Here is a 14244-nt window from a genome sequence, read left to right on the forward strand (position 1 = left end):
GCACCATGGAGTTTATGATCAGCGGACGAAATCTGACGGTCTCAGACCGCTTCCGCGAATACGCGGGGGAAAAGATCTCGAAGATCGAATCGCTCGGCGACAAGGTCCAGAGAGTGGATGCGAAAGTTTCCAAGGAAACGAATGCCCGCCAGACCGGCGACCAGCTCACCGTTGAAGTGACCGTCCTGGGACGTGGACCAGTGATCCGTGCCGAAGCCAGCGCCGCTGACAAATTCGCTGCGTTTGATCTCGCTTACAACAAGCTGCTGGAGCGGCTCCGCCGTGCGAAGGACCGCAAGAAGGTCCACCACGGCCGGCACACACCCAAAGCGGTCCGGGAGGCCACCGCCGCCCTGGAACCCGCGAGTGCCCACGAACCTATTTATGCGGAACCAAGCCACCGGAACGAACCCGTGGCAACGCGGGCCGAAGCGTCCCCCTATGAGGTTGACAACGATATTCCCGCAGGCGATTCCCCGGTGCTGATCCGGCGCAAGGTCTTTCCTGCTGCCTCCCTCTCCCTCGACGACGCCGTGGACAACATGGAGCTCGTAGGCCACGATTTTTACCTTTTTGTTGATAAAGCCACCAACACACCGTCCGTGGTGTACCGCCGCCGCGGCTGGACGTACGGGGTCATCACCCTGGACCACGAATGCGAACCCGGGGATACAGTGATTGAGGAAAAAATCATCGCTTACCGTTCCGATGATGAGGCAGCAAAAGTCTAGGATTGTGAAAACCATCCAACGAGAGGACTGAGGTGGCAGCAACGCTGAGCCTGGACCAGGCCCGGCGGATTGCTCTGGCAGCCCAGGGACTCGACAAAGGACGGCCCGCCGGACCCGTGACATCACGGACGGTGGGCCGTACCTTTGCCCGGCTCCAGCTTGTCCAGATCGATTCCGTCAATGTTCTTTCCCGGAGCCACTTCCTCCCGTTTTTCTCCCGGCTGGGGAACTACGACCGCAGTATCCTGCAGCGCCTGTCAGCCACCCATCCCCGTCGGATGATGGAGTACTGGGCACACGAAGCCAGCTACATACGGCCCGAACACTTCCCGGATCTGCTTTTGTGGCAAAAACGAAAATGGGTGGGTGCTTCGGCCATGGAACCCGCACTTCGGGACGGGGTGGCTGGAAAAATCCTCGAGGAACTTTCCATCGGCCCGCCCCTGACAGCCGCGCAGTTGACGGCCAGGATCGGACACGTCGAGGACCGGCGGACCGACAACTGGGGATGGAACTGGAACGCCGTCAAAAGGGTCCTTGAGCATCTCTTCGAAGATGGTCTGGTCTCTGCCGCTTCCAGAAGCGACCAGTTCGAGCGCAGGTATACGCTGACCGCGCGTGTGCTGCCGGGCCTGGCCGGTGAACAGGAGCGCCCGCGGGATCCGGTTGCCGCCATGCACCGCCTCATTGACGCAGCCGCGCAGGCACACGGCATCGGAACTGTGAGGTGCTTTGCCGACTACTTCCGGGTCCCGGCAAAAGCGGCCGCCCTGTCCGTGCACCATCTGGTGCAGACCGGCAGGCTTGAACCGGTCAGGGTTGCCGGCTGGGACAGAGAACTGTTCCGCCACGTGGATGCCAGGGTTCCCCGGAAGGCCATGGGGCGCGCCCTCCTGAGTCCCTTCGATTCCCTGGTTTTCGAACGGCGCCGGCTGGAGGAACTTTTCGGGTTTCACTATCGCATAGAGATTTACACGCCAGAACATAAAAGACGGTTCGGATACTACGTCCTCCCGTTCCTCCTGCGGGACAAGTTAGTGGCCCGGGTTGACCTAAAGGCGGACCGCGCCTCAGGCCAGCTGCTGGTCAAGTCCGCCCATGCCGAGCCGGACCCCCCGCTGGACACCGCCGTCGAGCTTGCCGCCGAACTGAGGCTCATGGCCGACTGGCTGGGACTTGAGGACGTAGTGGTTCACCCTGCCGGTGACCTGGCGGCGGGGCTGGAAGCAGCCGTCCGGGCGGATGCCGGAGGCATCCGCTCTCAGGGAACACAGGCCACGTGGCCTGTGTCTCTCCCGTAGACTAAAAACGCCAGAATTCGGCAGCATGAGAGTGGGAGCATCTTCACGTGGCATCAATCATCGAAAAACTTCTCCGTACGGGTGACAAAAAAACCCTGCGGCAACTCCGGAACTATGCCGACTCCATCAATGCTCTCGAAGACTCGTTCAAGACTTTCACTGATGCCGAACTCCGTGAAGAAACGGACCGCCTCCGCGCCCGGCATCAGGACGGCGAGAAGCTCGATGACCTTCTGCCGGAAGCCTTTGCCGCAGTGCGTGAAGCCTCCTCCCGTACCCTTGGCATGCGTCACTTCGACGTCCAGATGATGGGTGGTGCTGCCCTCCACCTGGGCAACATCGCCGAGATGAAGACAGGTGAAGGCAAGACCCTCGTGGCCACTGCTCCGGCCTACCTCAATGCCCTCACCGGGAACGGTGTCCACGTGGTCACCGTGAACGACTACCTGGCCGAATACCAGTCAGACCTCATGGGCCGCGTCTACCGCTTCCTGGGTCTCACCAGCGGCTGCATCCTGTCCAACCAGGACCCCTCAGTCCGGCGCGAGCAGTACGCCGCCGACATCACGTACGGCACCAACAACGAGTTCGGCTTCGACTACCTTCGCGACAACATGGCCTGGGACCAGTCAGAGCTCGTTCAGCGCGGGCACCACTTTGCCATCGTGGACGAGGTCGACTCCATCCTGATCGACGAGGCCCGGACGCCGCTGATTATCTCCGGTCCCGCCCAGGGGGACACGAACCGCTGGTACAGCGAATTCGCCAAGGTCGTGCTGAGGCTCCAGGTGGACCAGGACTACGAAGTGGACGAAAAGAAGCGCACGGTGGGCGTTCTTGAAAGCGGCATCGAAAAAGTCGAGGACTACCTCGGAATCCAGAATCTCTACGAATCCGCCAATACTCCGCTCATCGGGTTCCTCAACAACGCCATCAAGGCCAAGGAGCTCTTCAAGCGGGACAAGGACTATGTCATCCTGGACGGCGAAGTCCTGATCGTCGACGAACACACCGGCCGCATCCTCGCGGGCAGGCGGTACAACGAGGGCATGCACCAGGCCATCGAAGCCAAGGAAGGCGTCGAGATCAAGGCCGAGAACCAGACCTTGGCCACGGTGACGCTGCAGAATTACTTCCGCATGTACAACAAGCTCGCTGGCATGACCGGTACTGCGGAGACCGAGGCCGCCGAATTCATGGGCACCTACAAGCTCGGTGTCGTGGCAATCCCCACCAACCGGGATATGCAGCGGATCGACCAGTCCGACCTGGTCTTCAAGAATGAAACAGTAAAATTCGACGCCGTCGTCAGGGACATCGCCGAACGCCACGAAAAGGGCCAGCCCGTCCTGGTAGGCACCACCAGTGTGGAGAAGAGCGAATATCTCTCCAAACTGCTGGCCAAGGAAGGCATCAGGCACGAAGTCCTGAATGCCAAGAACCATGCACGTGAAGCGGCCATCGTCGCGCAGGCCGGCCGGAAGGGCGCCGTCACCGTCGCCACGAACATGGCAGGCCGCGGTACGGACATCATGTTGGGCGGCAACGCCGAATTCACAGCAGTGGCAGACCTTGCCCAGCGCGGGCTGGACCCGGAAGAGAACTCTGAGGAGTATGAGGCCGCCTGGCCAGCCGCCCTGGAGGCCGCCAAACAGTCAGTCAAGGACGAGCACGAGGAAGTCCTGGACCTCGGCGGGCTTTACGTGCTGGGAACCGAGCGGCACGAATCCCGGCGCATCGATAACCAGCTCCGCGGCCGTTCGGGACGCCAGGGTGATCCGGGTGAATCACGGTTCTACCTCTCCCTGACCGATGACCTCATGCGTCTCTTCAACTCCGGTGCCGCCGAACGGCTGATGAACAGCTCAGTGCCGGATGACGTGGCGCTGGAATCCAAGCTTGTCTCCCGCGCCATAGCATCCGCGCAGGGCCAGGTCGAAGGCCGGAATGCCGAGCAGCGCAAGAATGTCCTGAAGTACGACGACGTCCTGAACCGCCAGCGCGAAGCCATTTACGGCGACCGGCGCAGGATCCTCGAGGGCGACGACCTTCATGAGAAAGTGCAGTACTTCGTCGAGGACACCATCACGGCCCTCATCGATGCCGCCACGGCGGAGGGCACCGGTGACGACTGGGACTACAACCAGCTCTGGACGAACCTGAAGACGCTGTACCCCGTCAGTGTCTCGCCTGAGGACATCATCGAAGAGGCCGGCGGAAAGTCGCGGTTGACGGTGGAGTTGCTCAAGGAGGAACTGCTGTCCGACGCGCGCCTGGTGTACCAGGCCCGTGAGGAAGCAATCGGTTCCGAAAGCATGCGGGAGCTTGAGCGTCGCGTCGTCTTGTCGGTCATCGGGCGCAAATGGCAGGAACACCTTTATGAGATGGACTACCTGAAGGAAGGCATTGGCCTGCGGGCGATGGCCCAGCGTGATCCGCTCGTTGAATACCAGCGCGAAGGCTTCATCATGTTCCAGAGCATGATGGAGGCCATCCGTGAGGAAAGTGTCGGCTTCCTGTTCAACCTTGAAGTCGAGGTCACACCGGCGCAGGATGTCGTGGTTGCCGACGCGGCCGGGGGGCACACGGAACATATGGAACCCCGGATCCACGCGGCCGGACTCGAGGCGCCGGAGAAGCCGGCCCAGCTGCAGTACACCGCGCCGGGCGAGGATGGCGGAACCCAGACCCGGGTGGAGAGCCGGTCCTCCTCCTCGCGTCCGGGCAACCCGTCGCGTTCAGGCAACCCGGCAAAGGCCGCCGCGCAGGATCCGACCAGGCGTGCCGCGAAGAAAAAGCGCCGCTGACACACCCTGCGTGATCAAGCCATAGGGCAGGACCCGGAGCGCCAGTTCCGGGTCCTGCCCTTTTGAGTCCCGGCTTGGGTCGCGGCTTGAGCCCTGGCACCGGGCTCACCCGACGACCAGCTCGGTCACGCGCCAAACCTGCTTGCTCCGTTCAAGCCTGACGGCCACTGCCCGTGCCCGGACGTCGTCAACTACTACCGCACTGGCTTCGTAGATGCCCGGCGCGACCTCACAGGCCCGGACGGAGCGCACTACCGAATTCCGGTGGAGCCTTGCGAGTGTCGGGGACGCAGAGCGTGCACGTTCCCGACGGATCAACGATGCGCGGTGCTGCAGCACTGCCAGGCAGCGCGGGTCCAGTCTCCGCGCAAGCTGGTGGACCGGCCGGATCCCGGCGAGGACCTCCATCGCGGCCTGGACTGTGCTCCGGGTGATCGCCCGGACTTCCGCGTCATCATCATTTTCGCGGACAGGATGGAGGACCGGGCTGTCCGGCCGGGGCGGAACTTGTCGCGAAGGCGCCGTACGGTTGCCATACGCTGCTGCCGTGCCGATAGGTATTACTGCACTCATGATTTCCCCTTGCTTGGTTGCGAATGTCGCATGGAACCGTCGGCTAGGCCGCGGAGGGTGGTTTGAGGATCTGTCCTGGCAGCAGTACATTGGGGTTTTCCCCGATGACGGCCTGGTTGGCCTGGTACCAGCGAGGCCAGTGAAGGGCAACGTCGATATCAGTTGCAGCGGGCCCGAGCTCCCGTGCAGCGATATCCCAGAGGGTGTCGCCTGCCAGCACCGTGGTTTCGCCCACCGAGGTTTCGCCAGGTTTTGGGATCGGGTGTTGTGCGGCGCGCACCGGCGGGGGAGCGAGAAGTCCAGGGTCGGTCACAGGAGCCGCAGGCCGCCATGCCACTTGAAGGTCCGATGCCGGTAGGGCTTCGTCTGTCCCGCCTGTCGGGCTCCAGCCAGCAGGGACTGCGGCTTCCTGCGTTGGCAGCCATGCGGCACCGGCTGGTAGCGGCACAGCGGCGTTGGCCAATGGTGCCGACAGCAGCTGGACAGAAAGCGCGGCGAGGGCAAGGCGCCGCATGAAGGCGGGACACAGTCGTCCGGCGGCTGCCGCAGCGCGTTTGCTGCCTCTTCGCTCCAAAACGGCCGCCACGGTGGCCAGAAGCATGGAAAGTAGCCACCATGCGACGACGGCGAGTCCGATGGTGGTGGCGACGGCACCAAGAAGGTCGTCGACGTCGGGCGTCTGCCGGCGTGCGGCAGAGAGGCGCCACTTTTCCTCGAGACCGGAACCGGTAAAGAAGAGAAAGGAACCAAGGAGCAAGAGCAACCCCGCCATACCGGCGTCGGCGCCTATGCCACGGTTTGCTACTGCAGCCAATGCGTACTCCTCCTCATTTGATACAGTTTGATGGCGTTTGCTGCATCTAGCCTCAGTTTGCCCTAGCTAGTCGATTTTTGTCCAGACGTTGGAGAGAATCTTTGGCTGGATTGACCACCACCCATGCCCCGCCCTACGCTGGCGCAATGCGCTGGGATGCACTCTTCAATGACATGGAGTCACAGTTCGCTGAAGGGGACAGGCTGTTCCTGGAGGCCGAGGTCACGGAACGGGCGAGAATTGAGACCGCCGATATCCAGTTGGCAGACAGGCTGCGCGGATCATTGGGAGCCGTCGTAGCCGTGCACCTTGTGTGCGGAAAAGTCTTTCAGGGGGCTCTCAGTCATGCGGGGGCAGATGCCCTGGTTGTGAACGAGGCACGGCACCAGGTCCTGATCCCGTATGCTGCCGTCTCCCGGTATGTGGGGCTGGGCCGGCTGTCGCTGAACGAGCCTTCAAAAGTGCGGCGCGGAATCGGATTGTCGAACGCCCTGAGGGTCCTGTCCCGGGACAGGACCGAGCTTTCAGTGACCCTCGAAGACGGATCCGGCCGGGACAGTGGACTGCTCGGTGTCATCGATAGGGTGGGCAGGGACTTTTTCGACTTCGCGGCGGTGGGTGACGGTGAAGTCCGCCGCGCATTGCAGGTGAAACACGTTTCCACTATTCCGTTTGGCGCACTGTGTGCAATCAGATCGGCGCGGGCCGGAGAGGCGTAGCGGCCGCCGAACCGGTGACGCGGCGGATTGGGCAGCCACGTGACGGGATCAGACCGACTTCGACTTGGCTTCCTGGATCATCCGGCTTGCTTCGGCGTAGCGTTCCTCGATGTACTGCTCAAGCATCTTCTCTTCCACCCGCCACTGTCCGCGGCCGCCAACCTGGATGGCCTTGAGCTCTCCGCTGCGGACCAGTGCATACGCCGCGGGCGAATTGATCTGAAGCTGTTCGGCGACATCTGCGAGCGTGAGGAATCGTGGCATGTAACCATTTTGCCACTGCAGGCACCATCTGGTGCTGTTATCCACAGTTTGATGTCGTTTGGTTTTTTGACTTTTGTTAGAGCACCCTTGCAGTCACAATAAGGGTGTCCGGCGCGATCAACCGTCGGGTGCGGAGCAAGGGGGAAGACGCATGAGTCCTGACGGCGCGGCCACTGGCGCACGGTTGAAGCGGCCATCATGGAAGGACCCCCGGTTGCTGGTAGGCATGGTACTTGTCCTGGCATCGGTTGCCGGCGTCATTTCATTGGTAGGCAGCGCTGACCGGACCACCGAAGTCTACGCAGCCAGGGACTCCATTGCGGTGGGTGAAAAGCTGACCCCGGACAACGTCGTCCGCGCCAAGGTGCGGCTGGGCGAGACGGAGGAGCAGTATGTCACAGTGGAATCCGGGCTGCCCGAAGGTTTGGTTGCCGTTCAACGAATCGGGAAGAACCAGCTGGTTCCCAGGGAAAGCCTCGGCAAGGTCGATGCCCTGGACCGCAAGCCGGTAGCCGTGACCATCGGGGAAAGCCTGCCGCCCCAAGCCGTTGCCGGTACTCGCGTGGATGTCTGGGTGGCCATGCCGGATGCCCGGAACGGGTTCAGCGAACCCAAGCTGCTCCTTCCCGGTGCAGAAATTGCCCAAGTGACCACCGAGTCCACCACTCTGGGGTCTTCCCGGAATACGGTGCTCATGGTTCTGGTGGCGGACAGCCAGATGCCTGCCTTGCTGGGGGCACAGGCGAACCAGGCCAAGATTTCCGTCGTATGGAATCCGCGCGGGGGAGCGTCGTGAGCATTCCTGTTGTGACCGTCGGTCAGTCGCAGGAAGATGTTGTCGGTGGCCTGGAACGGCTCCATGGACCGGTAACGGTGGTTCGGCGCTGCGCCGAGCTCACCGAACTGCTTGCGGCGTGTCAGAGTGGACTGGCCCAGGCTGCCGTTGTCGCTGAAGGCTGCGAGCAGCTGACAGCTTCCCTCGTTGACAGGCTCGCCGCGGTAGGCGTTGCCATCATCGCGCTGACTGATAGCCCGAGTGAGGCGGCAAGGCTGAGGCGCATAGGCGTGGCATCAGCGCTGTCCGGAATCGAATCCGAGGCCCTCGCCGGCCGGATCGCCGAGTCGGTTTCCCAGCTGACCGGATACCGGCCATCCGATTCCGGGGCCGGCCTGGCGGACACAGGTGCGGCGCTCAGGCAGCTGCCGGCCGCCTCATCGGACATTCCTGCTGCTGCCGGATCCGGGAAAATCATTGCCGTCTGGGGTCCGGCCGGATCTCCCGGGCGCACGTTCACCGCAGCGAACATGGCGGGGGAGCTGGCTGCTGAAGGAAAGTCCGTCCTCCTCATTGACGCCGACAGCTATGGAGCCAGTATTGCCGCTGTCCTGGGTCTCCTCGATGAATCTGCGGGCCTGGCCCAGGCCTGCAGACTGGCGGATCAGGGGCTCCTGGACACCGACGCGCTGCTGAGGGTGGCAACGCCCGTGGCCACCAGGCTCGGAACGTTCCGGGTCCTTACCGGTATCACGCGGGCCGACCGCTGGACCGAGCTCCGCGCCGCTGCGTTGTCGCTTGTGCTGGAGCGTGCCAGGGACATTGCCGATGTCGTCGTGGTGGACACGGGCTTCTGCCTCGAAGCCGATGAAGAGCTCAGCTTCGACACCATGGCGCCGCGGCGAAACGCGGCCACGCTGCGCAGCCTGGAACTCGCGGACATTGTCTATGCGGTAGGTGCCGCTGACCCGGTGGGTGTTCCGAGGCTGGTCCGTGGCCTGGCCGAACTGCAAACTGCTGTTCCGCACGTTTCCCCGCTGGTTGTCATGAATAAAGTGCGGGCGGCCGCAGTTGGCAGATCTCCCGAACGCCAATTGCGGGATGCCTGGGACAGGTACGGGCCCTCGGCGGGCATTAAAACGTTCCTGCCGGCGGATGCTGCTGCTGCCGATGCTGCTTTGCTCAGCGGGTCGTTGCTGCTTGAAACAGCTCCGGATTCGAAGTTGCGACGCGCTATTGCCGATATGGTTTGTGCACCTGCCCAACGAAGTTCCCGATCCTCTGTCTTTACTTCCACAGCGAGCCGTCGGGTAAAGAGTTAGGCTCACCATAAGAGCTGCAAAGGTGCAGCATCAATCTTGTGATGGAGGCGTTTGTCGATGTCGTCTGGATCCAGCGTGGAGGATCAGCCCCTTTCCATTGGAGACCGTGAAGGTTTCTTCGGGGACTACTACCAGCACCTAGCCGAAGAGGACGCCCGGAGCTATCGACAGGAAGTCCTGGCTGCCCGCGCCGAAACCCACCGCGAGGTCGCTGCTGTGCGATTCCCGGGGCAGGCGAGGGTAGCCGTCGTCAGTGAAGAGGAAAACAGCGTTGTCTACGTTGCGACCGACGACATGCCCTTCCTGGTCGACTCCGTCAACGCCGAACTCGTACGGCAAAACGCGGCAATCCACCTGGTGGTCCACCCGCTCTTCGTGGTGACGCGAAACCGCGAAACCGGAGAGCTCGTCAAGGTTGCCAAGGTCCCGTCGGGCGTAGGCATCTCCAGCGGTGACACCGCAAGCATGCCCAGCGTGTCTCACCTGATCGCCCAGGGAGATAACGCCTCCCACATGGAATCGTGGATTGCTGTCGAGATCGGACGCGCATCCGAGGAAGCCCGGACGTCGCTTCTTTCCGGGCTGGAACGTGTACTGGGTGATGTGCGCGCCGCCGTCGAAGACTGGCCCAAGATGCGGCACAAGGCCCTTCAGATCGCCGAAAGCCTGGACAAGGTGGCCAATCCGGCGCAGATCGCGGAACTGCGGCAGGCGCAGGATCTGCTGCGCTGGCTCGACGAGGGAAACTTCACGTTCCTGGGCTACCGGGAATACGACCTCGTCAACGTTGACGGCGAGGATGTCCTGGAACCGCGCGACGGCAGCGGACTCGGCCTGCTCCGGGCGGCCGACGACTCACACCACATCCAGCACCTGACGGAGGCCGGCAGGAAGAAGGCCAGGGAAAAGCGGGCACTGGTCATCACCAAGGCGAATTCGCGTTCCACCGTGCACCGCCCCGCCTACCTGGACTACATAGGAGTGAAGAGCTTCGACGCGGCCGGCAACGTCAACGGCGAGCAGCGCTTCATCGGACTCTTCGCGACCAGCGCCTACGCCGGTTCCGTGAGGAATATCCCCATCGTCCGGGAGAAAGTGGACGCCGTCCTGAGGAGCGCGGGTTTCCCGCCGGATTCGCACTCCGGAAAGGACCTGCTGGGAATCCTGGAAACATATCCGCGCGATGAACTGTTCCAGATCGAAATTCCGGATCTGGCCGCGACGGCGACAGGCATCCAGAAGCTGCAGGAGCGCCGACGGACCCGGCTGTTCCTCAGGCCGGACATCTACGGCAGGTTCATGTCCGCCGTCGTCTATCTTCCCCGCGACCGCTACACCACCAACGTCCGGCTCCGGATCGAGGAAGAGCTGCGGGAGACGTTCCAGGCCGTTTCCATTGACTACGAAGCAAGGATGACAGAGTCAGCGCTTGCCCGTCTGTTCTTCCGCATCCGCCTGCCAAGAGGCGCCGAAGTCAGCCACGTCAACACCGAAGAGCTGGAGAAGCGGCTGGTCCGCGCCACCCGCTCATGGAGCGAGGGAGTCGCCGAAGTCCTGCGGGAACGGCACATCGACGGTGACCCGAAGGAACTGGCCAGGATCTGGGCGGAGGCATTTCCTGCCGGGTACCGGGTGGACTACGAAGTTGAGGACGCGCTGGAGGACATCCTCCGCTTCGAGAAATATGGAGCGGAAGCTGAACGGAAAGCCGGAGCCAAGCAGGAACGGCCCGGAGTCCACGTCTATCTCCCCGAAGGTGCAGGGGCCACGTTGGAGGAAGACGCACGGGTAAAGCTCTACATGCTGGAGCCCAAGAGCCTCAGCCAGATTCTGCCTTTCTTCCACAACCTGGGGCTTGAGGTCCTGGACGAGAGGCCCTTCGAAATAGAGACAGCGGACCGTCGCGATTTCTTCCTCTATGACCTGGGTCTTAAGTACCCTGCCGGTGTCGATCCGGTGTCCACCGGCCAGCTGCTCGCCGACTCGTTCGGGGCTGGCGTGTCCGGTGCCGCCGAATCTGACGCCTTTGACAGGCTGGTACTGCGCGAGGGTATGCAATGGCGGCAGATTACGGTCCTGCGGGCCTACGCCCGGTATATGCGCCAAATGGGAAACCCCAACTCCTTTGAGTTCATGGCCGACACCCTGCTGGCAAACCCGGAAGTCACCAAGGGCCTGAACGCCCTGTTTGCCGCGAGGTTCGATCCTGCGCTGGGCCAGGATGAACGCACCAGGGCCCAGAAGACAGTACGCAGCGAACTGGCCGCGGCAATAGAGCAGGTTGCAACGCTCGACGCCGACCGGGTCCTGCGCACGTTCGTCAACCTGATCGAATCCACGCTTCGCACCAACTACTACCAGTACAAGGCGCACCTGAGTTTCAAGCTTGATCCCGCGCACATCGAAGGGCTGCCTTTCCCCCGGCCGATGTTCGAGATCTGGGTCTATTCCCCACGGGTCGAAGGTGTCCACCTTCGCTTCGGCAAGGTGGCCCGCGGCGGCCTCCGCTGGTCGGACCGCCGCGAGGATTTCCGGACGGAGATCCTGGGCCTGGTGAAGGCCCAGACAGTAAAGAACGCCGTTATTGTTCCCACCGGAGCGAAGGGCGGCTTCTTCGCGAAGCAGCTGCCGGACCCTGCGGCGGACCGCGCCGCCTGGATGGCGGAGGGCATCGAAAGCTATAAGACCTTCATCCGCGGGCTGCTGGACTTCACCGACAACCTCGTAACCCGGCCCGACGGCGAGACCCTGGTGCCGCCGTCGGACGTTGTCCGGCACGACGACGACGATTCCTACCTCGTCGTGGCAGCGGACAAGGGAACGGCGACATTCTCCGACATCGCCAACGGACTGTCCGCAGAGTACGGCTTCTGGCTGGGCGACGCGTTCGCCTCGGGCGGCTCCGTCGGCTACGACCACAAAGCCATGGGCATCACGGCCCGCGGGGCGTGGGAATCGGTGAAGCGCCACTTTAGCGAGCTTGACCTGGACACCCAGACGGAGCCGTTCACCGTGGTCGGCGTCGGAGATATGTCGGGTGACGTTTTTGGCAACGGAATGCTGCTGTCCCGCCACATCAAGCTGCTCGCCGCCTTCGACCACCGGCACATTTTCCTGGACCCTGCCCCGGATGAGGCCTCGTCCTTCGATGAGCGGCAGCGGCTGTTCGACCTGCCGAGGTCCTCATGGGACGACTACGACAAATCGCTCATCAGCGAGGGTGGCGGCGTTTTTGCCCGCCAGGCCAAAGCCATTCCCGTCTCGCCGCAGGTGCGCACCGCGCTCGGTTTGCCTGAGGCAACCACCGAGCTGAGTCCGCCCGAGCTCCTCCGCGCCATCCTTCTGGCACCGGCAGACCTGCTCTACAACGGCGGGATCGGGACCTACGTCAAAGCAAGCACCGAGTCGAACGCCTCTGTGGGTGACAAGGCCAACGACGCGATCCGCGTCGACGGCAAGGACCTACGCGTCAAGGTGGTCGGTGAGGGCGGAAACCTGGGCCTGACCCAGCGCGGCCGCATAGAGGCAGCGCTCCAGGGAGTGATCCTCAACACCGACGCCATCGACAACTCCGCCGGTGTGGACTGCTCTGACCACGAGGTCAACATCAAGATCTTCGTGGACCGGATGGTGGCCGCGGGCAAGCTCACGCCGGAAGAACGCCCCGGATTCCTTTCGTCCATGACGGACGAAGTAGGCCGGCTGGTCCTTGAAGACAACGTGGACCAGAACATCCTGCTCCTCAACGACCGCATGCGCGTTGCCGAGTGGAGCCCCAGCTACGAGCGCCTGATGGACTGGCTGGAAAAGAAAGCGGACCTCAAGCGCGACCTTGAGGCCCTGCCGACCACGGAGACACTGCGGGAACGGCTGAACCAGGGCCAGGGACTGACTTCTCCGGAACTGTCCGTGCTGGCGGCGTATGCCAAGATCGAGCTCGCTACGGCGCTGCGCGATAGCGACCTCGCGGATGACCCGTGGTTCCGCAGGACACTGCGGGCCTACTTCCCGCAGCAGCTCCGGGAACGCTTCGACGCGGAGCTCGATACCCATCCGCTGCGGCGGGAAATCATTGCCACAGTGGTCGCCAACGACATGGTCAACATGGGTGGGATCACCTTCGCCTTCCGCACCATGGAGGAGACATCGGCCTCCGAAGTGGCAGTGGCCAGGGCCTTCGTGGCGCTTCGGGAGATCTATGAGCTGGACGCAATGGTGGGTGAGCTTAACAGCCTTCCCGCGTCGTTCCCGACCGAGCACTGGAGCACCGTCCACCTGGATATCAGGCGCCTCCTGGACCGCGCCGTCCGCTGGCTGCTGGGACAGGGCAGCGTGTCACGGCCCATTGCCGACATCGTCGCTGAGTTCAAACCGCTCATGGATCCGATGCGCGCCCGCCTGCTTGACTACCTGCGCGGGGACGACCGCGAACGCGTTGCAGGGTGGCTGGAGAAGGGACGCGAGTGGGGCCTGCCTGAGGGTCTTGCACTACGCTGGGCGGAGCTGTTCGAGAGCTTCGTGCTGCTGGATATTGCCAAGATCGCGCACCTCCGCAAGGACCCCGTCGAAGAAATATCGGCCGTGTACTACACGGTGTTCAACCGCTTCCACGCGGATTCGCTGCTGGAGCGGATCAGCAGCCTGCCGCGGCAGGACAGGTGGCAGGCTCTGGCAAGGGCGGCGCTGCGGGACGACCTGTATTCCACCGTCTCAGACATGACGACGGCGGTGCTCGAGTCGACGCGGCCGGAAGATTCTGCCGAGCAGCGGCTGAGGGCGTGGGAAGGCCAGAACGCAGAGCAGTTGGGCCGGGCCAAGACCATGTTCGATGAGGTGAATTCGCTCGAGGCCGACGATATGGCTTCACTGTCGGTAGCATTGAGGCTCTTGAGGTCAATCGTCCGGCGCTAGGAATTTCCGCGCCGCAACTGGAGGTGC

General features: G+C 62.9%; 10 protein-coding genes. 7 read left to right on the forward strand and 3 right to left on the reverse strand.

What is annotated here, in order from left to right:
- Positions 1-5: 5 nt before the first annotated feature.
- Genes hpf through secA form a run of 3 tightly spaced genes read left to right on the forward strand, consistent with a single transcriptional unit; the run spans position 6 to position 4839 of the window.
- Positions 6-731, forward strand: coding sequence for a ribosome hibernation-promoting factor, HPF/YfiA family (gene hpf / locus QFZ40_RS06035; RefSeq protein ID WP_306903391.1), 726 nt, complete (start codon positions 6-8; stop codon positions 729-731).
- Between the two features lie 32 nt (positions 732-763).
- Positions 764-2032: a winged helix-turn-helix domain-containing protein gene (locus QFZ40_RS06040; RefSeq protein ID WP_306903393.1), complete on the forward strand. Its 1269-nt coding sequence runs from the start codon at positions 764-766 to the stop codon at positions 2030-2032.
- 47 nt (positions 2033-2079) lie between these two features.
- Positions 2080-4839: a preprotein translocase subunit SecA gene (gene secA / locus QFZ40_RS06045; RefSeq protein ID WP_306903394.1), complete on the forward strand. Its 2760-nt coding sequence runs from the start codon at positions 2080-2082 to the stop codon at positions 4837-4839.
- Positions 4840-4944: 105 nt separating this feature from the next.
- Here secA and QFZ40_RS06050 read toward each other — a convergent pair whose 3' ends face one another.
- Both QFZ40_RS06050 and QFZ40_RS06055 read right to left on the reverse strand, forming a co-directional pair.
- Positions 4945-5412: an Rv3235 family protein gene (locus tag QFZ40_RS06050; protein ID WP_306903395.1), complete on the reverse strand. Its 468-nt coding sequence runs from the start codon at positions 5410-5412 to the stop codon at positions 4945-4947.
- A gap of 43 nt (positions 5413-5455) precedes the next feature.
- Positions 5456-6226: a LysM peptidoglycan-binding domain-containing protein gene (locus QFZ40_RS06055; protein ID WP_306903397.1), complete on the reverse strand. Its 771-nt coding sequence runs from the start codon at positions 6224-6226 to the stop codon at positions 5456-5458.
- Between the two features lie 101 nt (positions 6227-6327).
- Here QFZ40_RS06055 and QFZ40_RS06060 point away from each other — a divergent pair, with 101 nt between their 5' ends.
- Positions 6328-6945, forward strand: coding sequence for a hypothetical protein (locus tag QFZ40_RS06060; protein ID WP_306903398.1), 618 nt, complete (start codon positions 6328-6330; stop codon positions 6943-6945).
- A 48-nt stretch (positions 6946-6993) separates the two neighbouring features.
- On the opposite strand, the gene QFZ40_RS06065 is transcribed toward QFZ40_RS06060, so the two are convergent.
- The gene (locus QFZ40_RS06065; protein WP_015937610.1) at positions 6994-7209 is read right to left on the reverse strand and encodes a helix-turn-helix domain-containing protein; all 216 of its coding nucleotides are present in this window, start codon (positions 7207-7209) and stop codon (positions 6994-6996) included.
- A 151-nt stretch (positions 7210-7360) separates the two neighbouring features.
- Here QFZ40_RS06065 and QFZ40_RS06070 point away from each other — a divergent pair, with 151 nt between their 5' ends.
- From QFZ40_RS06070 to QFZ40_RS06080, 3 genes are read left to right on the forward strand one after another with little or no spacing between them, the layout of a single operon-like run.
- Positions 7361-8005, forward strand: a complete 645-nt coding sequence (locus QFZ40_RS06070) for a hypothetical protein (protein WP_306903399.1) — start codon at positions 7361-7363, stop codon at positions 8003-8005.
- Complete coding sequence (locus QFZ40_RS06075) at positions 8002-9306, forward strand: AAA family ATPase (protein WP_306903401.1); 1305 nt, start codon at positions 8002-8004, stop codon at positions 9304-9306. The genes QFZ40_RS06070 and QFZ40_RS06075 overlap by 4 nt, the downstream gene beginning before the upstream one ends.
- Positions 9307-9363: 57 nt before the next feature.
- Positions 9364-14217, forward strand: a complete 4854-nt coding sequence (locus QFZ40_RS06080; protein WP_306903402.1) for an NAD-glutamate dehydrogenase — start codon at positions 9364-9366, stop codon at positions 14215-14217.
- Positions 14218-14244 lie beyond the last annotated feature (27 nt).

It is taken from the genome of Arthrobacter pascens (genome assembly GCF_030816475.1).
Taxonomy (GTDB): Bacteria; Actinomycetota; Actinomycetes; order Actinomycetales; family Micrococcaceae; genus Arthrobacter; species Arthrobacter pascens_B.

Excerpts from the sequence above, each read along its gene's own strand:
- hpf (WP_306903391.1), top strand. The coding sequence starts at position 6 with ATGGAGTTTATGATCAGCGGACGAAATCTGACGGTCTCAGACCGCTTC.
- QFZ40_RS06050 (WP_306903395.1), bottom strand. The coding sequence starts at position 5,412 with ATGAGTGCAGTAATACCTATCGGCACGGCAGCAGCGTATGGCAACCGT.
- QFZ40_RS06065 (WP_015937610.1), bottom strand. The coding sequence starts at position 7,209 with ATGCCACGATTCCTCACGCTCGCAGATGTCGCCGAACAGCTTCAGATC.
- QFZ40_RS06070 (WP_306903399.1), top strand. The coding sequence starts at position 7,361 with ATGAGTCCTGACGGCGCGGCCACTGGCGCACGGTTGAAGCGGCCATCA.
- QFZ40_RS06080 (WP_306903402.1), top strand. The coding sequence starts at position 9,364 with ATGTCGTCTGGATCCAGCGTGGAGGATCAGCCCCTTTCCATTGGAGAC.